Annotated in this window: 12 protein-coding genes; 6 read left to right on the top strand and 6 right to left on the bottom strand. The window is 72.5% G+C overall.

What is annotated here, in order from left to right; translation table 11 throughout:
• Positions 1-7 precede the first annotated feature (7 nt).
• The 4 genes from OIU81_RS39865 to OIU81_RS39850 are packed head-to-tail and all read right to left on the bottom strand — an operon-like array spanning position 8 to position 3,847.
• Positions 8-832, bottom strand: a complete 825-nt coding sequence (locus OIU81_RS39865) for a carbohydrate kinase family protein (protein ID WP_329155680.1) — start codon at positions 830-832, stop codon at positions 8-10.
• A gap of 18 nt (positions 833-850) precedes the next feature.
• On the bottom strand, positions 851-1,657 hold the full coding sequence (locus OIU81_RS39860) for a hypothetical protein (protein WP_329155678.1): 807 nt from the start codon (positions 1,655-1,657) through the stop codon (positions 851-853).
• Positions 1,654-2,337, bottom strand: a complete 684-nt coding sequence (locus OIU81_RS39855; RefSeq protein ID WP_329155676.1) for a maleate cis-trans isomerase family protein — start codon at positions 2,335-2,337, stop codon at positions 1,654-1,656. Before OIU81_RS39855 ends, OIU81_RS39860 begins: the two co-directional genes overlap by 4 nt.
• Positions 2,327-3,847, bottom strand: a complete 1,521-nt coding sequence (locus tag OIU81_RS39850; RefSeq protein WP_329155675.1) for a radical SAM protein — start codon at positions 3,845-3,847, stop codon at positions 2,327-2,329. Before OIU81_RS39850 ends, OIU81_RS39855 begins: the two co-directional genes overlap by 11 nt.
• Positions 3,848-4,107: 260 nt before the next feature.
• On the opposite strand from OIU81_RS39850, the gene OIU81_RS39845 reads away from it, so the two are divergent.
• Positions 4,108-5,457: a tetratricopeptide repeat protein gene (locus OIU81_RS39845; protein WP_329155673.1), complete on the top strand. Its 1,350-nt coding sequence runs from the start codon at positions 4,108-4,110 to the stop codon at positions 5,455-5,457.
• Between the two features lie 96 nt (positions 5,458-5,553).
• A complete protein-coding gene (locus OIU81_RS39840) occupies positions 5,554-5,718 on the top strand; it encodes a hypothetical protein (protein ID WP_329155671.1) in 165 nt (54 codons plus the stop codon).
• Positions 5,719-5,820: 102 nt separating this feature from the next.
• On the opposite strand, the gene OIU81_RS39835 is transcribed toward OIU81_RS39840, so the two are convergent.
• Positions 5,821-6,993 carry an SEC-C domain-containing protein gene (locus OIU81_RS39835; RefSeq protein ID WP_329155670.1) on the bottom strand — a complete coding sequence of 391 codons (1,173 nt, stop codon included), beginning with the start codon at positions 6,991-6,993 and terminating at the stop codon, positions 5,821-5,823.
• A gap of 506 nt (positions 6,994-7,499) precedes the next feature.
• Here OIU81_RS39835 and OIU81_RS39830 point away from each other — a divergent pair.
• Entirely contained in the window at positions 7,500-7,958 is a 459-nt protein-coding gene (locus OIU81_RS39830) for a hypothetical protein (RefSeq protein ID WP_329155668.1), read from the top strand.
• Positions 7,959-8,408: 450 nt separating this feature from the next.
• Here OIU81_RS39830 and OIU81_RS39825 read toward each other — a convergent pair whose 3' ends face one another.
• Positions 8,409-9,140 carry a hypothetical protein gene (locus tag OIU81_RS39825; protein WP_329155666.1) on the bottom strand — a complete coding sequence of 244 codons (732 nt, stop codon included), beginning with the start codon at positions 9,138-9,140 and terminating at the stop codon, positions 8,409-8,411.
• A 302-nt stretch (positions 9,141-9,442) separates the two neighbouring features.
• On the opposite strand from OIU81_RS39825, the gene OIU81_RS39820 reads away from it, so the two are divergent.
• The 3 genes from OIU81_RS39820 (at position 9,443) to OIU81_RS39810 (ending at position 16,948) form a co-directional block, all read left to right on the top strand.
• Complete coding sequence (locus tag OIU81_RS39820) at positions 9,443-9,646, top strand: hypothetical protein (RefSeq protein WP_329156294.1); 204 nt, start codon at positions 9,443-9,445, stop codon at positions 9,644-9,646.
• Between the two features lie 1,876 nt (positions 9,647-11,522).
• Positions 11,523-16,328, top strand: a complete 4,806-nt coding sequence (locus OIU81_RS39815; RefSeq protein WP_329332064.1) for a type II toxin-antitoxin system prevent-host-death family antitoxin — start codon at positions 11,523-11,525, stop codon at positions 16,326-16,328.
• Complete coding sequence (locus OIU81_RS39810; protein ID WP_329332062.1) at positions 16,328-16,948, top strand: hypothetical protein; 621 nt, start codon at positions 16,328-16,330, stop codon at positions 16,946-16,948. The genes OIU81_RS39815 and OIU81_RS39810 overlap by 1 nt, the downstream gene beginning before the upstream one ends.
• Positions 16,949-17,343 lie beyond the last annotated feature (395 nt).

Raw genomic sequence — 17,343 nt, 5'->3', positions numbered from 1 at the left:
CTGATGGTCAGGGCGGTGCGCGGTGCGGTGCGAGGGTCAGCGGGTGCTGGGTGGTGTGGCGGCTGGCGGCCTGGACGGCGTGGGTCAGCGCGGCGCCCGGCGGGATGCCGCGGGCCCGGTGGGCGAGGTAGGTGCCCGCGAGGGTGTCTCCGGCGCCCGTGATCTGCCGGAGGGTGGGCACGGCGGGAGGGACGACGGGCGGGCCGGGGCGGCCGTTCAGGACGACGTAGGCGGGGCGGGGGCCGTCGGTGACGACGACTTCCGGGCAGGGCCGGGATCCGGTGCTCTGGGTGAGGAGCAGGTGTTCCTCGGCGTTGACGAAGACGGTCGTGGCGTGGTGGAGCCAGGGAGCGGCGGCCGGGATGAGGTGCGGGGCGCTGGGGAGGTGGAAGTCCAGGCTGAAGGTGTGGTCGCGGGTGGTCAGCGCGCCGAGAACGGCGGGGAGGTCGAGGGGGCGGCGGCCGCTGATGTGGAAGACCGCCTGAGGATGACGGTCGATAACACGCAGGGCGTGGGCGGTGAGGTGCTCGGCGGCACCGTAGGCGGTGTCGACGGCGGTGACCGTCCCGGCGCGGTCGTAGTGGATGGTGAACGCGGCCGAGGACTGCGGTGCGTGGTGCAGGAGGGTCCAGTCCAGTGCGGGCAGCCGCGGGTCGTCGGGCAGGTGGGCGAGGTCGCTGCCGATGGAGGCGGCCGGCGCGGCGGGAAGCCCGGCGCGGGCGGCGGCCGCGGCCAGGTGGAGGGCGGCGCCGCCGAGCTGGTGGAGTGGAGGGTGGCCGGGGCGGTGGATGTGGTCGAGGGAGATGTTGCCGATCACGATGGTGCGCTGCATCGCGGTTCTCCCGCTCGGTCAGGTCCGGGTGTGCGCGCAGTCGGTCAGGGCGGAGCAGGTCGGACGGCGCGGGCACAGGTGTGCGGGTGGCCGGTTGAGGTAGAGGCGCTTGAAGTAGATCAAGGTCAGGTGGGTCCACCAGGTCGGGGCGGATCCGGCCGGGATGGTGACGTTCTGGGCGTCGGCGAGCGTGCGCAGGACCTCGGTGTGGCGGGTGACGGCGTGTTCGAGGAGCCGGCGCAGGTGTTCGTGGGCTGCCGGCCCGGAGGGGAGAGTGAAGCCGAGAGCGGGGGCGAGCTTGGTGACCATGCCGGAGTCGACGGGGATGATGCCGCAGTGGTAGCCGCGGGCATAGAGCGCGGCGCACTGGGCGACCTTGTACGAGGCGCCGCGCACCTCGCGGGCGAAGGTGGCGGTGAACGTCTTCGCGTCCCAGCCGGCCGGGTCGGTGCCGTCCTTGTCCCAGCGGGCCAGGGTGTCGGCCAGCGAGTACAGGTAGGCGAGGCGTGCTTCGGTCAGGCCGAGCGGGGTGACCAGGTCGCGTAACTGGGCGTCGTCGAGGTCGATGAGAGCGTCGAAGCCGATCGCCTCCGCCTTGGCGAGGACGGCCGCGTAGGTGTCGACCATGCGGTAGCTGATCCGGGTGGACCAGCCGGCGGCGAGCATACGCATCCGCGGGTCGGCGATGGTGGGCGGCCACCAGCGATTGTGGTCGTGGTTGGCTTCCACCTCGGCGCGCACATCGGCGAGTGCGGCGGCCCGGGTGACCAGGGCGAGGACGCGGTCGTCGGTGCGTCTTCCGGGCGTGGTCGTCGCGGTCGTCATGGCGCTGCTCCTGGGGCGGGCGTGAGGGTGTGGGTGGCGAGGGCGCGGTTGGAGGACACCACGGGGATACCCAGCTGCTCCTGCAGGGCGGTGGCGGCGGCCAGGGTGCGCCAGCCGGTGCACGACAGGACGAGCGCGTCGGCCTGGGCGAGCGCCGTCTTCGGCAGGCCGGCGCACAGGGAGAGGATCTGCTGGGTGCTGATGCCGGGGTAGCCGTCGTCCTGGCCGAGGCTCACGTGGGCGAGCACGTGGATCCCGTGGTCGCCGAGCGCGGCAGCTTCGGCGCGGGTGACCGGCTGCGGGTAGGGGGTGGCCAGCACGATGCGGGCCAGCCGGCGGCGGTGCAGGACGGCGGTGAGAGCGTCGAAGGCGGTGATCACGCGCGGCGGCAGCGGCGGTCCGCCGGTGAATCCGGCGGACGTGCACGCCAGCACGATGGAGTGCAGAGGAAGGTGGCGCATGGAGTCCACGGCATCGGTCGCGGCGGACCGCAGACCATGCCAGAACGAGTCGTCGACGGCGGTCGTGCGGGAGGCCGGCACGAGCCGAGCGTAGTGGAAAACCACGCCCGGCCCGCCGAGTTGAGCGAGTTCCTCCTCGACCGCCTGGTTCGCCCACGGCACCAGCACCCCCACCCGCCGGACAGCCAGTGGCGCGGCGGCCGACGGGTCAGCGGGCACGGTGGGCGCCGTAGATGACCCGCGGGGCGTGACCGGTGACGGTGACGTCCGCCGGCGTTCCCACTGGGACGGCGACGCCGCGGTCGATGATCTGGATCGCGTAGGAACCCAGACGCCGAAACCAGGTGCCCCGCTCATCGACGAAGTAGGCGTGCACACCGGGGATGTCCAGGCCCGCCGGGTAGACGCGTTCCTTCATCGGCCGGTCCCAGACCTCGTCGATGTCGGCCTTCCACGTCCCGAAATGCTCCGCGGAGGGCAGGCCCTCCAGCGCGGTCTCCTCCTCGGCGAGCGGGGTGCCGGGGAAGGCGCGGGCCAGGCGGACGTTGGTGCGGTGGCACATCAGCCCGGCGTCGTAGATACGCTGCAGCGCCTTGAGGTTGGCCAGGTGCGTGGCATGGGTCTCCCCCGGCAGCCCGTAGATCAGGTTCAGTCCGGGCAGCAGCTTCGCCAGCCCGCCCGCACCACGCACGGCGCCAGCCTCGTTCACGTGCTCAATGGCCCGCAACAGGACGTCCTCGGTGCAGGTCAGCGTGTTGCGCTCGATCACGGCCGGGTCGAACGACTCGATCCCCATCGGCGCGCAGTTGCCCTCGGTGCACAGCTCGGCGACCGCCGCCGCGATCCGCTTGCCGACCGGGGAGGCCACCGCCAGCGGGTCGGCGTTGTCGATGTGCAGCATCTCCAGCTCCGGGCACCGTTCCCGGATGCCGGCCAGCAGGGCCCGGATCGCGTTCTCGTCACGGCCCTGGTAGGAGAAGAAGCATGTCTGCTGGCCCAGCCGGAAGTGGCGCACCCCCGCGTCGTACAGCTGTCCGACCTCGGCCAGGACGTCATCAACCGTGCGGTGCGCGACCGCCGGCGACTTGCCCGGCTCGTTGCAGAACCGGCAGAACGCCCGCCGGGTGCAGCCGCGGTACAGCTCCAGCTCGGCGACCGGAGCCCAGGGCATCTGCTCGATCAGCTCGGTGAACGGACTCCGGTCCGCCTCCAGCTGCTCGTACGGAGCAGGTGTGCGGCTGCCCAGGGCGAGCGTGCCGGACGTGACGGTGTGGGTATGGACCGAGTCGAACAGTCCGGCCCACGAGGCCGGCTCCGACAGGGCCCACGTCGCCATCGGACCGAGCAGATAGCGGCGGCCGCGCACGCAGCCGACCGCGCGCGCGATGTCGTCCTGTGAACCGTTGACGGCGTGCAGGTGCACCGAGGGCACCTTGTCTCCGGCCACGACGACCACCGCCTCGGCATCCCTCAGCAGCTCTATGGCTTTGTCCCGGTTGACGGTCGCGGAGTACGTCAACCGGTCGCTCAGCGGCGCCTGAACCGCCGGCCGTCCCCCGGCCAGGCACCAGCGAACGTCGTCGATCGTCAGGTAACGCACCTGCGCACCGGGGTGGGACCGGCGCAGCGCCGCGTACCCCTGCCGCACGTACGCGGACAGGTACGGCGGGACGCCCAGGCCGCTGGGCTCCACGGTGAAGCAATCCAAGATCACCACAGTGGCGGTCACCGGAACTCCTCTCGTACACCGGTTCGTCGGGCCGGGCCGCCCGCACCGACGCGAGCTGCCCGCTCCACCGCCCGGACGGCGCGGTCCCGGCTCTGAGGCCTGCGCCCACTGCCGAAGCCAGACCGTGCGAGGCCAACTTCCCTGCGAACCAACCGTGTTCGAGCGGAGAGAAGGTTCAGTCAAGCGCCGCGTGCCCGCTTCAGGAAGAGGGAAAGATGTAGTCCTCTGTAATCCCGCGTAGTCCAGGGACGGGGTCAGGGATGACGCGCACGCCGCACGCTCAGCACCTCGCACGCCTGATCCGCTCGGCCTGCCGGGAACGCGGCTGGGGTCCCAGCCAGCTGGCACGCGCCGTCGGCCAGGCCGAGGGCAGCGGGCCGGACCGATTACAGCGCCAGTACGCCCGCAAATGGATGACCGGCGAGCGTACGCCCGACTACTGGTGGCCCCACGTTGCCCACGTCCTCGGCCTCGAACCCGACGCCAGGTCCGTGCCGCAGCCCCCCGCCCGCGCAGCAGACCGCGCCGATACCGTGGATTCCGTCATCGAGCTGGGAAGGAGCGATCTCGACGTGGACCGCCGGAGCTTCCTCACCGCGTCCAGCGGCTACGCCCTCGCCGCCCTCGGCCTGCCCGACCCCGACAGCATCACCCGACGCGTCAACGCCGTCCCCGCCGGCGCGGTCCGTGTCGGCCGCGGCGAAGTCAACGCCATCAAAGTCATGGTCAAGAGCCTCGGCGACTCCGCCTCCGAGCTCGGCGGCGGCCACGCCCGCCACCTCGCCGTGCGTTATCTGACCGAGGACGTCGAACCCTGGTTGAATGGCTCGTACACCGAGACCGTCGGCAAGGAACTGTTCGCCGCTACCTCCCAGCTCACCCACCTCGCCGGCTGGATGGCCCAGGACGAAGGCGACACCCCTGAACTCCATGGCCTCGCCCAGGACTACTACGCCCACGCCTACCGCCTCGCTGCCGAAGCCGACGAACCGGAACTTGCCGCCACCGCCCTGCGCGGCCTTGCCGTCCACTGCATGGACCTCGGCTACCGCGCCGAAGCCGTGCAGCTCAGCGAGGCCTGTGTCGACTACGGCCGCCACCTCGACAACCCGCGCGCCGTCGCCTACTACAACGCCACCCTTGCCAACGCTGCTGCCCACGACCACGACCGCCCCCTTGCCGTACGGCACCTCGCAGTCGCGGAATCCGCGATCGGAAAACCGCCCGCCGGTCCCCGCGACTCCTGGGCAGCCCACTACTCCCCGGGCCGCTGGGCCCACGAAGCTGGCATGATCCACCGCAGCCTTGGAGACCTCACCGCCGCCGAGGAACACCTCCGCCTCGCCCTGGACATTCATGGCCTGGACCGACGCCGCACCCGCGCCATCGTCCTGGCCGACCTCGCAGCAGTCCGCCTGCTCCAAGGCGACACCGCCGACGCCATAGCCACCTGGTCAGACTTCCTCGACTGCGCCGACGGCGTTCGCTCCGTGAAGGTCCGCACCGCCCTGCAGGACATGCAGGTACGCCTACGGCGTTTCCCTACCGTGCCCGAAGCCCGTCAACTCGCAACGCGAGCCGCCACCATCGAGCTGGCGAGGGGAGCATGACGGCCCATGCGACAGGCTTCACACTGTGGGCCCGAACGCCTCAAAGGGGAGGTTTCCGAGCTCAGGAGACGCGTCGCCGCCCGCGACCAGAAGTTGGTGGAGGAAGCTGAGGTCAAGCCGCTGGCAATAGCCCGGCTGGCGGCCCACCGCGCCGAGAGCGAGCAGTTGCGGGAAGCGGTCGCCGCGAATTGCCAGGGTTCGGTCAGTGCACAACGCCCCAACGCACATTGCGCCGTACGGATCGTGCAGCTGACCTGGTGAGTGGTACCCGGGACGGTGGTCGTGCGTCCCGGGGCACTCACGCGCAGATGCGCCTTCGGCAGGCTGGGCGTTCACCCTGCCGAGGCAGACGCCGGGATGTCCTCAACCAGCATCCGGATTGCGGCAGCACTTCTTGTATTTGACTCCGGAGCCGCACCAGCACGGGCCGTTCCGTGGGGGTGGCCAGGCCGTCTCGCCCTCTGGGTGTTGGGCGTGCAGGGCTTGGGTGTAGGCGGTCAGAGTCTGGGGGAGGACTGGGGCGGCACCCTCGTGGGCGGCGTAGCGCTCGTACTCGGAGAGCTCGCCGGGGACGAGGAAGACGCGGCGCGCGCCGTCGTCGCTAAACTGCCGTGCCCGGTGTTCCCGGTTGCGCCGGTACTCGGCGAGGTCGACGCTGCGGGGCAGAAGCTGTGGCCACCGTTCCTGAACCATGGGCACGTCCTCGTCGGGCCAGACCAGGACGAGTCCGTCGAATGCCCCGTCCGGAGTCGTGCGGGAGACGGCTACTCGGTCCGCTTCGTCGCGGACGAGGTTCGTCCAGGATTGCAGGAGTGCGGTCTCTTGTTCCTCGAGTTCGTCAGAGAGCTGGTCGAGTTCGTCGGGCTCCAGGTCAAGTTGTGCGCGCACACTCTGGCGGTGGATGACGACGGCGTCCAGGCCATCGCCCAGGGGATCGTCGCTGGCCGCGAGAAGCCGGTCACACCACTCCAAGCCGATCGCGGGATCGTCCAGGTCTGTCAGGGAATCACAGACCCGGTTCAGCAGATCCAAGTCGGGCTCCTTGCCGGCAAGCTCGTCCGCGAGAGCGAGGAACACCGATCGAGCGTTCTCCTGGTCGCCGAGCCGGTGTAGCTGCTCGGCCTGTCCAATCAGCGCCAGACGGCGGCAATCGGCATCGGCAATCCGCGCGGCCCGCCGAAAAAGGTCCAGCGCCTTGCGGTGCCCGCCGTCTTTGGAGTGCTGCCATCCAGCGTTGATCAAAGCGGGCGCGGCCTCGGGATTGTCGGGCCGGGCGGCTGCCCACCGCTCGTACTGACGGGCTGTCGGCTCTCCACTGTGGCGGCCCAGGAAGGCCTCGAAGGACTCCGCGGGGCCGCCAAGTCGCTCGGTCAGGAGAGCGAGGGCCTGCCGCATTCCGTCCGTGTCCAGTCGCGCGGGCAGTTCACCGGCGTTGGACGCTTGGATCACCGCGTCAAGGGCGCGCTGGTAGGGCACCGAGGTGGCCTTGGAAACCGCGTTCGCCAGGCGCTTGCGATGGGTGGGGTTCGGCGTCACAGTGATCCATTCCGGTCTGCCGGAACATGGGTACGCCCCACCGCGCAGCGCACCGGGCAGACCTTGAGGAAAGATCAGTTGGACGGGCCGGATGCGTTTTCGTGGTCCCAGCAGAGGCTTGGTTCGCCGAACGCGGTGGAAGCAGTTGACGGCACACGCCCACGGGCGCTCCAGCAGTATGCCAGGCGAGCGGGTGCCGGGTCATCACCCTCCCGAGTGATGGCCACGTGAGCCCGTCAAGGATCGCGAGCGGCTCACCAAACGTGACGAGAAGATCGCAGCAGCCCGGCCGCTCAATCGACTCCTTGTCCTGGAGGTAGCGGTGGCCGGATCCACGGGCCCGGACTCGGCACCCGAGAGAGCCCGACTCGCGCGGAATCTGACGCTGAAGGAGGCCACAGCCTGGGCGACATGCAGGGAGTCTCGCGCGCAAGCGTTGAGCTACTGATTCATTCGTTCGGGTGAGGCGCGGCGTGTCGCGGCCTTACCCTTGCGATCCTGTCAGCATGGGCATTGACCGCAGCCGTGCAGCTGATCCCCGGCTTGATTCCCCGTTCGCCCTGGTGCTCTCGCGGGTCCATCTCCCGCCAGCTGGGTGGCTGCTGATGCTGACCATGGAGCCGCGCACCCCCGCCGGGGAACTGGATGACCTGACTGGGCTCGGCTGGCCTCTGTGGGACGACGTCCTCCAGCGCGACCCCCGGTGGGTCGTCTCCATCGACGCCGGCACCCGCCGTATCAAGCAGGTCGTCCGCCTCAACGACGCACAGAACGCCGTCGAGAAGAATCTGTTCGACCTGGGCGCCGGCATCCCGGTGCCCGACGACTGGTGGCCGATGGTGGAAGGGCAACGCCCCGTTGTGCTCTGTGGGCCTCTGCGCGGCGAACCCACCGACGAGAACCTGGACATCGCCAAGCAGGCTGCAACGCTGAGGGGTATCGCCACCCGCACCCTGATCGGCTGACCAAGGGGCTCAGGGGCGTCCGAGGGCGCGGAAGGTCCAGTCGGCTTCGCGCCAGGTCACGGGTCGAGCGTGCCGCGGCCGTCGACGACCCTCGGGATGGCGGTGCGTGACGGCGAGGCGGTGCGGGTCGACGTGGGAGAACTGCGGCCACTCGGTCAGGTGCAGGAGCAGGTCGGCGTCCTGGACGGCGGCGATGGGGTCGTCGGCGTAGTCGAGTTCGGGGTGGAGCTTGCGGGCGTTATCGAGGGCCTGGGGGTCGGTGACGCTGGCGCCGCTCGTGCAGACGCTGGGCGACGCCGAGGGCGGGCGAGTCGCGGATGTCGTCGGTGTCGGGCTTGAAGGCTGCCCGATGGACGAGAGCCGCCTGGCGCGCTGACGGGGGCACTGGACTGCGGCTTGCGCGGTCAGGTTGCGGACGTCGCTCGAACAGCTGGTGGTGGGGCGTGTTGATCACAGGTCGCGAGGAGAGGTGTCGTAGGAGATGCTGCCGAGATCGGCCAGGAGCTGGAGCATGTCCGTGCGGGCCTGCTCGGCCGCGGCGGCCAGCCGCCCCTGGGCGGCCGGCGTGGAGGCCTCGTAGGACAGGCGCCACTCCAACGGCGCCATGTATCCGACGAGTTGCGCACCGTCGCCCCCGGCCTCCAGCGCGGCGGTCAGTGACTGGACCGACAGGGCTGCCAGCGTGTCGTCGGTGAGTTGGGGCCAAGCACCGGCGGTTGAGACCAAGTGCTCCGCGATGCCCCTGATGCGTTCCTCGTGCTTCCGGCACCAGGCAGTGGTGGCCCGCTGCCGGGCTCGGTGTGCCCGTTGGGCGGCAACATCACGGTCTCCTCCCGTCGGCGCGGTGGCGCGCTCGAGCCGCAGCGCCTTCGCTTCCGCTGACTGCCGGGACTTCAGCCCCAGGGCGTCGGCGATGGACTGCCAGGAGACGGTGCCGGAACGGGCTGCCCGGATGAGGTCCAACTCCACCTGATCGAGTCGCGAGCGCGCCTCGGGTACTTGACTCAGCGCCGCGAGAAGGTCCTCTGTAGGGACAATCGGCCGTGCTTGCTCCGGCAGGGTGAAGTGCCCGTTGGCTGCGGCCGCCACGGCAGACAGGACCCGGACCGGATCCAGACCAGCGGAGCCGGTGCCGTAGCGCTTCTTGAGCAACTCGCGTCGTTGTGCGTACCCCATGGCCATGGTCAATCCTGGCACGCACAGAAGGAGTCGAGGTGCCGCCGCCGTCCGCCGCTGCGTCCGCTCCCCGCGCCGCCGCCGTGCTCCCGTGGCGCCGTGCTCCCGGGCCGCCGCGGCCCCGTTCTCGTCCGCCCGCCCGCCGTCCCGCGCGTCCCGCGCCCGTTCCCTGCCGCCCGGCGCGCCTGCGCGGCCTGCGGCCCACGGCTGCGTCCGGCCGCCCGTCCCCGTCCCCGCGCCCCGGTCCGTTGCCCGTCGCGCAGCCGGCCGCGCCGGGCGTCCTGCGGTGGAGGCCGGCGGTGCGGTGGGTGGCGCCGGCCCCGGGCCTGGCCGGGCCCGGCATCAGCCTCTCGGCCTTCGCGCCCGGCGACCGCATCCGCGGCCTGGGCCGGCCGGCCGCCCGCCCTCCGTCCCTGCGGCCGCCCCAGCGCCGCCCCGCGCCCCGGCTGCCGTTGCCTTCCCGTCCCTGCCGCGCCCGCGCCGCCCGTTCCCCCGCCGCCGTGCTCCCGTGACGCCGTGATCCCGGCCCGCCGCGGCCCCGTTCTCGTCCGCCCGTACGGCATCCGCGGAAGCCGCCCGTTCCCTGCCGCCCGCCGTCCCGCTGCCGTTCCGGCCGGCCGTCCGCGCCGCCCGCCAACCTGCCGCCCCAGCGCCGCGCGCCTCCGCGTCCGCCCCGGCCGCGCTGTCCGCCCGCCCGCCGTCGCCGTGCCGCCGGGCTCCCGGCCCGCTGCGCTCCCGCGCCGCCGCCGTGCCCCCGCCGTCCCGCCGCCGTCCTGCGGTCGCCGTGCCGGCCGCGTGCGCCCGCTGCCGGGTGGGCGGTGCCGGGCTGCCGGGTGGTGGGTTGTTCGGCGTTGTTCGGGGTTGTTCGGTGAACATCGGTGAACAGTCCCGTCCGTGCTTGCCGCCGGGCCCCGCGCCGGCCGCCGCCGCACCCTGCCGTGCCGCCCGTCGTCGGCCTGCCGGGCTCCCGGCCGTTCCCACCCGCGGCTCCGCCGCGCCGTCCGTCGTCCGGCTCGTCGCGGCACCCGCTCCCGCCCGTCCGCCGGCCGCCCGCGCCCCGGCCCGTTGTCCGTTGTCCGTTGTCCGTTGTCCGGTCCCGCCGGGCCGTCGAGCTCTCAGCCCGCCGGCCGTCGCCGCCGGGCTCCCCGCCGGCCGTCTCCGGTCGGTGCCGCGCCGGGCGTCCTGCGGTCGGTACCGAGGTCACTGGCCCCCTGCCGCGCTGCCGCCGTGCCGCGCGTCGTCCGTTCCCGCTCTCGCCCGGCCGCTGGGTTCCACCGGCCCAGCAGGCCCGCGCGCGGGAACACGCCGAGACGACGGCCTCCGGTGCCGGGTCACCGACACCTCGCCCCAGCCGGTAGCCGGGCGGAGCAGGCCACAGATAACCCCATCGGTTCAACGACCAACCGCGGACACGGTCACGGAGCCGTACGGGTGTACCGCTGCCCGTCCCCGCCCGGCCCGGCCCGGTGCGCCGCCCGGCGTCGCGCGCAGGGCCGGCCCCGCCCTGTGTCGTCGTGGCCGCCCCGTCGCCAAGCCGGCGCCGTGCACCGCCGGCCGCCGCGCTGTCGGCCTGGGGGCTCGGGCTCTGCCGTGTCGGGTGCTCGCGGCTGTACGAAGTTGTTCGGCGAACGTCGGTGAACAACTCCCACCACCCCGCCCTGTGCCGCAGTACCGCCCGGCGCCCGCTTCGGCCCGCCCCTGTTCCTCGGCAGGTACGAACTCAGGTGCCCGCCCGCGAGTTCCGGCGCCCGCTCGCATGCGCGCGCCTCGCCGTGCCGTCGCGTCGGCCCCGCTCCCGCCGGCCGCCACCGGAACGCGGACACCGAGCCGCCCCGGCATGATGCCGCTCCTGCGGTCGGGCATCCGCAGCCCGGTGAACGTGTCCGCCCGGCTCGACCGCGCTGGCGTCCGGACCCGGTGAACCCGGCCCCACCCGGGGCACGTTCAGGCAGGGACCACGTTCTCGTGCACCGCGCCCACCCCCTACCGCCCCGACCCGCAGCGGCTGTACTGCTCCCGCCCGCCCGCCCGCCCGCCCGCCCGCCGCTCCCGCCCGCCGCGCCGCGCCCGTTGCCCGTCGCCGCAGCTGCGCCCACCCACGCCCCGCTCCGCTCCACAGCCCCGGCCCGCCGACCCCCGGCACGAGCTCCGACTCACCCTCCGCCCGTGCCCGGCCGTCTCGCAGTCGGCGTCACTGTGCCGACCACCTCATCCACCCTCACGCGTTACACAAACCGGCCCCGATTATGTACCGGAGGGCTAGACTCGTCCTCAAGGCGTTACACCCCTTGTGCGGCGTGTGGCCGACCGCTGCGCGCCTGTCCTCCGCCGGCCCCGGCCGCCGCCCGCGACGCGGCCCACCCCGTCCTGCTTCTGCTGGAGTTGCCCGTGTCCTCCTCGCGTTCCGTCTCCGCCGCCAACACCGGGGCAGCTACGGGCCTGCTGCTGCCGCCCGCCGACGACCCGGTGTGGGGGAGTGTGCCGCTCGCGCTGCGTCAGAACCTGTCCGTGCCCGCTCATGGTCTGGTGAACCCGGCGCGCGGGGGGCTGGCGGAGAAGTCCGGCCGCCCGCTGCGCCTGGCGCTGAGTGCCGCCGCGAATATGCGCACGACCGGCGCTCACTGGCACGTGCTGCTCATTGCCCCCCGTTCCGCGTTCGGCGGTCCCACCAGCGACCGCGCCGGGCGGGCCTACGCGCTGCTGCAGCAGGTCGTCGACGACTACCTGCGCCCCGCCCTGGCCGCGCCGGCCAAAGCGAGCGGGAAGGCCCCCGCCGAGCAGCCCCCCACAGCCCCGGCCCCCGCCTCCACCCCGGCTGCTCCCGCAGCCGTCCCGGCCGAGCCGCCCGCCGCGCCGGAGTCCGCCGACGGCTTCCTCCCCGATCCCGCTGCCGCTCCCGACACGGTCTCGGCCGCCGGGCCCGAGGGCGGCGCCGTCGAGGAGGCACCCAACCCCCTTCCGGCCGCCGACGAGCCGGCCGCCGCCGAACTGGCCGGCGACGAGCTGGCCGGCGCCCTGCACGAGATCACCGAACGCCGCACCGTCCTGGTCCTCAACAGCCCCCACCCGGACGTCGCCCACACCGCCCTCGCCCAGCACCTGCCCGCAGGCCAGCCGGCCGTGTCCGTGGCCGGCGACGACCGCGCCTCCATGGTCCGCGCTCTCTACACGCAGCTGGGCCTCGGCCGCCGACAGCGACGACCCCACGCCCTGGGGGACACCGAAGACCTGATCGTCGCCGAACTCAAGCGAGCCCCCCGCCTCATCATCGCCACCACCGCCCCCGGCCTGCGCGCCTCCGCCCTCCAACTGCTCTACAGCCTGTGGGCGCGCGAGAACTTCGCGCTGGTCCTGATCGGCGACACCAACCTCACCACTCTCCTGTCGCGTTCGGACATGGCGAGCCTGAACTCCCGCGTGACCCTCCGGCACCACGTAGCGCCGACCTCCCCGGACACCCCCGCGCCGAGCGGTACAACTCCGGCCGAGCAGCAGGACCCCCGCCCCGCCGAGCCCGCCACCACCCCGGCACCGCCCGACACCTCCCCGCCCGCCGACCCCGCAGCCCTTGCCGCGCCCGCCGACGACGCGGCCGCCGACCCCGCGGTCACCGGCGACCCGCGGACCGCCCCAGAACCTGCCAGCACCGCCCACGGCGAAGAACTGGCCGACCACGTACGGGAGATCGCCCAGGCCCGCGCCATCCTGACCGTCACCGGCCCCGACGCCACCACCGTGCACACCGCCCTCACCCGCACTCCCAGCCTCCCGAACCTTCCAGCCGTGCACACGGGCGGCAAGGACCGTACCTCCCTGGTACGCGACCTGTTCGTACAGCTCGGCCTCGACCAGCGCGTGCCACAGCCCGGCACGCTGTGGGCCACCGAGGACCTGATCGCCGCCGAACTGCGCCGCGCCTCCCGGCTGGTCATCGTGCCAAAGGCCCACGAACTGCCCACCGCGGCCCTGCGCATGCTGTACGACCTGTGGTCGGCCGACAACTTCCCGCTGGTCCTGGGCGGCGACGACCGCCTCGACGACGTCCTTCAGCGTCGTGCCCTGGCGTCCTTGAGCTCGTGCGTGCTCCTGCACCACCACCTGGACCCGGCCGGCGAAGACGCCCCCATCTCCACCCCGGCCGCCGCCCTCGTGCCGCCCGCTCCCGAGCCCGGGGCGACCGCCGCACCGTCCGCAGCCGGCCCGGAACCTGCCACCGCGCCCCCCACCCCGACCACACCCTCCGCCCCAGACAGGGCCGCCGGACCGCTCCCCGCCACCGACGCACTCACAGCGCCACAAGAACAACCCGCCCCCCGGGCCGCCGACACCGCCCCGGCCCCCAGCCGGCCCGCCGTCCCGCCCTCCCACGGCGCCGCGGAGCCGCCGGCCCCCGCCACGCTGGCCCCCGCCGCCGACTCCGACCAGCCTGCGACCACCACAACCGAACCGGCCCCGCCGCCCGGCAAGACCAAGGCCGTCCCGGGCAAGACCCCCGCCACGCTCCACCAGGCCCGCGCCGCGCTGCCCGACCTGATCCGCGCCGCCGCCGACGGCACCCCCACCCCCCTCACCCGCGAAGACACCGACCACGCCCTCCTGACCACCCCCGACGCCGCCACCGCACTCGGCTGGGACCTCGAGCAAGCGCCCGCCCACGGGATCGCCGACGCCCGCAAGAAGCTCGGCGACCTCATCCACGAAGCCGCCCAGGGCCACCCCCAGGTCCTGCGCCGCCACACCACCCCCGTCGCCGTGCTGCTCCCGGCCACCCCCACCGGCACCCCCCACCCGCCGACGACCCCCGCACCCACCACCGCGGCGCCCCCGGCCACCGCTGCCGTCCCGCCCACCGGGCCCACGCCCGTCGCGGAGCCCACCGGTCCCGCCCCGACCGGCGCCGAACCAGCACCGTCGCCCCAGCCCGCCCGTACGACCGCGGCCGACGCCGCCCCGGCGCCGGCCGAACCGAACGACCCGACCCCGGCCGAACAGCACCCCCACCCGGCCCCCGTCCCCCCGGCCACCGACCCGAAGACCGCGCCCGACACCACCGATGACACCCCCGCGGCCGCCGCCCTGCACCACGCGCCCACCGACACCGCCCCCGCCCACACCGGCGTCCCGGCCGCGCCACGCGCCTCACGCCGCCTCGCCCCCCTCGGCGAGGCCTTCACCACCGTCCTGGCCCCCACCACCCCGGACACCGAACCCACCACCGACACAGTCACGTCCCCGCGCGGCCTGTCCACCGGCATCCCCAGCCTCGACCACGCCCTCGGCGGCCTCCAGCCCGGCCGCTTCTACCTCGTCGCCGCAGCCCCCGGCACCGGCGGCAGCCTCCTCGCCACCACCGCAGCCCGCACCACCGCCCTCGACCACCACCAGCCCGTCCTCTACGCCGCCTCCGGCCTCACCCGCGCCGACATCGCCGCCCGCATCGTCGCCGCCCACCTCCCCGTCGACTACCGCCGCCTGCGCGCCGGCCAGCTCACCGACACCGAACAGGCCGACGTCGCCGCCCTCCACCACGACCTGGCCACAGCTCCCCTCTACATCGACGACGGCACCGACCTCACCGCAGCTGCCATCGCCGAGACCCTCACCGACCTCACCGGCACGGCCCTCCTCGTCGTCGACCGCCTCCAGGCCGCCGACGACCCCCACCTGCCCCTGTCCGGCCCCCGCCTCCGCGACGCCGCCCAGACCCTCGCCCACCTCGCCCGCACCCACCACCTCCCGGTCCTCGCCGCCCTCGACACCGACCACCCCGACCTGATCAACACCCTCGGCCTCGACACCGTCCTGCACCTCACCCCCGACCCCGACCACCCCCACCACCGCGTCCAACTCGCCATCACCGAACGCGACCTCGGCCTCCAGACCACCCTCACCCTCCACGCCGACCGCGCCCACGCCCGCCTCACCGACCCCACCGACTTCGACCCCTACGCCCACGCCCCCGAACCCCCCGAGCAGACCGCCCCCGAGCCCACCCCCCAGGCCCCCGCCGCGCCCGGAGCCTCCGCCTGGCCGCCCGTAGCCGTCCCCGGCCGCTCCACACCCGTCGCAACCAGCGAGCCGACCAGCAATCCGCACACACCCGCGCCAGAGCCCACTCCAGACCCTGGAGCCACCACCACCGACCCGACGCCGCACCACACCCAGCCGCCACGCACCACCGCCAGCAGCGGCACCTACGCCGGCCGCGACTACTCCCACTACACCGGCCAGATCACCCGCGCGGTCGACCAGGCCCTCCAGGAGCACGGCGGCGACGTCGAAGCCGCCACCGCCGCCCTGGTGAAAAAGGCCGTGCCCGACGCCATGGCCCTATTCAAAGAAACCCGCGTCGGCTCGAATTACGACCACACCGTCTATCCGGAACTCCTCGAAATCCTCCGCAAAAAGACCAAGGACGGCTCAGACGAAATCTGGGAAGGACGCCACAACTGGACCAACACCCACCTCACCGACCAACTCAACACCGGCGCCCTGGACCCCGTCACCGTCGACGCCCTCGACACCAACGCCTCCTTCATGGCCGCCTTCAAGACACACCTGCCCATCGGCGCCCTCAGGCACAACCCCCACGGCGGCTTCGACCCCAAACTCTCCGGCGTCCACCTCCTCACCCAACGCCCCACCTGGCACCACCCCCACCTCCCCGACCCCATCGGCAACCGCCGCGAGACCGGCCCCGTCGTCCTCACCGACGCCACCATCCGCCTCCTCATCCGCTGCGCCCGCTACGACCTGTGCGACCAGCCGGTGATCGCCGAGAGCTGGACCAGCGGCGCCAGCGAAGGCCTGCTGGAGAAATTCCGCCGCGTCCTCACCGAAGCCCGCCACACCGCCCTGGAACGCGAAGCCGCCGGATACGCCGACGGAACCGTGGCCGTCGAATACGTGAAAGCCATGTACTCGAAATTCACCTCCACCCTCGGCGAATCAAACGCCAACCTCGAAATCCGCCGACCCGAGTGGATGCACACCATCCGCTCCCAGGCATTCGCCAACCTCTGGTACAAAGCCCACCGCGCCCACAAAGAAGGCCTCACCGTCGTCCGCGTCCGCGGCACGGACGAACTCCACGTCACCGGCGGAGACTGGCGTACCGTATTCACCGAAGGCCGCAGCCCCGCCGAAATGAAACTCAAGAACCAGTACACCCTGCCGAGGAAGACCACCGCCTGATGTCCACCGACGGATGGAAGAACTTCGGAAAATACGGGGCCAACCGCGACCCCGGAAACATCCACGGCAAATACGCCCTCGGCCGCGCCCTCGAAGACGCCCTGGAACGCATGATCATCCACGGCGGCATCAGATCCCCCGCCAGCACCCGCCGCGGCCTCATGGCCCGCATGAACTACCTCACCACCACCGGCGGCGGCGCCCAGGCCATGGCCGAAGCCGGCATCACCGCCACCCGCCCCACCATCCGCGCCTGGACCAGAGGCACCCAACACCCCCGCCCCGAGAACCAGGAAGCGATCGACACCGCCTACTGGAACCTGCGCGCCACCAACATCCTCAACAACCCCGGCGCCCTGAAACAGCACCTCAACCGTGGCGGCCACGGCACCGAACTGGAGATCCACCCCATCAACCAGGACGTCGTCGAGGCACCGCGGCGCCGCAGCAACCTGCGCGTACGCCGCTTCCAAGTCCGTTACATCTGGGATGACGCGGTCGACGCCTTCGTCGCCGGCGACGTCGCCGGGCTCGAAGAGATCTGGGACGACATCATCGGCGAGCTCGACTCCGACTGGGGCGCCTACACCTACGTCTCCCACATCGGCCTCGGCGCCTGACCGGCCGGGCCGGCCGCCTCCAACCGGCCGGCCCGCAAATCCCCACCCCCGGCGCCCTCCTCACGCTCTGCCTCGCACTGCAGAAAGACCTCACCACCGGAAAGCACGAAAGACAGACCTAGCAATTCTCCACGCTCCGGGATGAGAATTCAGACGGCAGAGAAGGCCGGTACATAACATATCCCCCCCGGCAACAGCGTGAGAATGTAACGCCATTCGCAAACCCAGGTACATAATCAACGCCCACCCCCGATAGCCCGTTGTTCCAATTGCTAGAATTACCAAGAGGTCTAGACCTCTACGAGAGAGGGACTGTAACGACGAGTTACCGTTACAGAACTTGCGCGGTACACAACGGCGTGACATAATCGGGTACACAAGACGCCGACACCGGG

This window comes from Streptomyces sp. NBC_01454, assembly GCF_036227565.1.
In the GTDB taxonomy this organism is placed as follows: Bacteria; Actinomycetota; Actinomycetes; order Streptomycetales; family Streptomycetaceae; genus Streptomyces.
Note: the sequence above shows the minus strand (reverse complement) of the source record. Positions and strands in the feature narration are given on the sequence as shown.

Excerpts from the sequence above, each read along its gene's own strand:
- OIU81_RS39865 (WP_329155680.1), bottom strand. The coding sequence starts at position 832 with ATGCAGCGCACCATCGTGATCGGCAACATCTCCCTCGACCACATCCAC.
- OIU81_RS39860 (WP_329155678.1), bottom strand. The coding sequence starts at position 1,657 with ATGACGACCGCGACGACCACGCCCGGAAGACGCACCGACGACCGCGTC.
- OIU81_RS39845 (WP_329155673.1), top strand. The coding sequence starts at position 4,108 with ATGACGCGCACGCCGCACGCTCAGCACCTCGCACGCCTGATCCGCTCG.
- OIU81_RS39830 (WP_329155668.1), top strand. The coding sequence starts at position 7,500 with ATGGGCATTGACCGCAGCCGTGCAGCTGATCCCCGGCTTGATTCCCCG.
- OIU81_RS39825 (WP_329155666.1), bottom strand. The coding sequence starts at position 9,140 with ATGGCCATGGGGTACGCACAACGACGCGAGTTGCTCAAGAAGCGCTAC.
- OIU81_RS39810 (WP_329332062.1), top strand. The coding sequence starts at position 16,328 with ATGTCCACCGACGGATGGAAGAACTTCGGAAAATACGGGGCCAACCGC.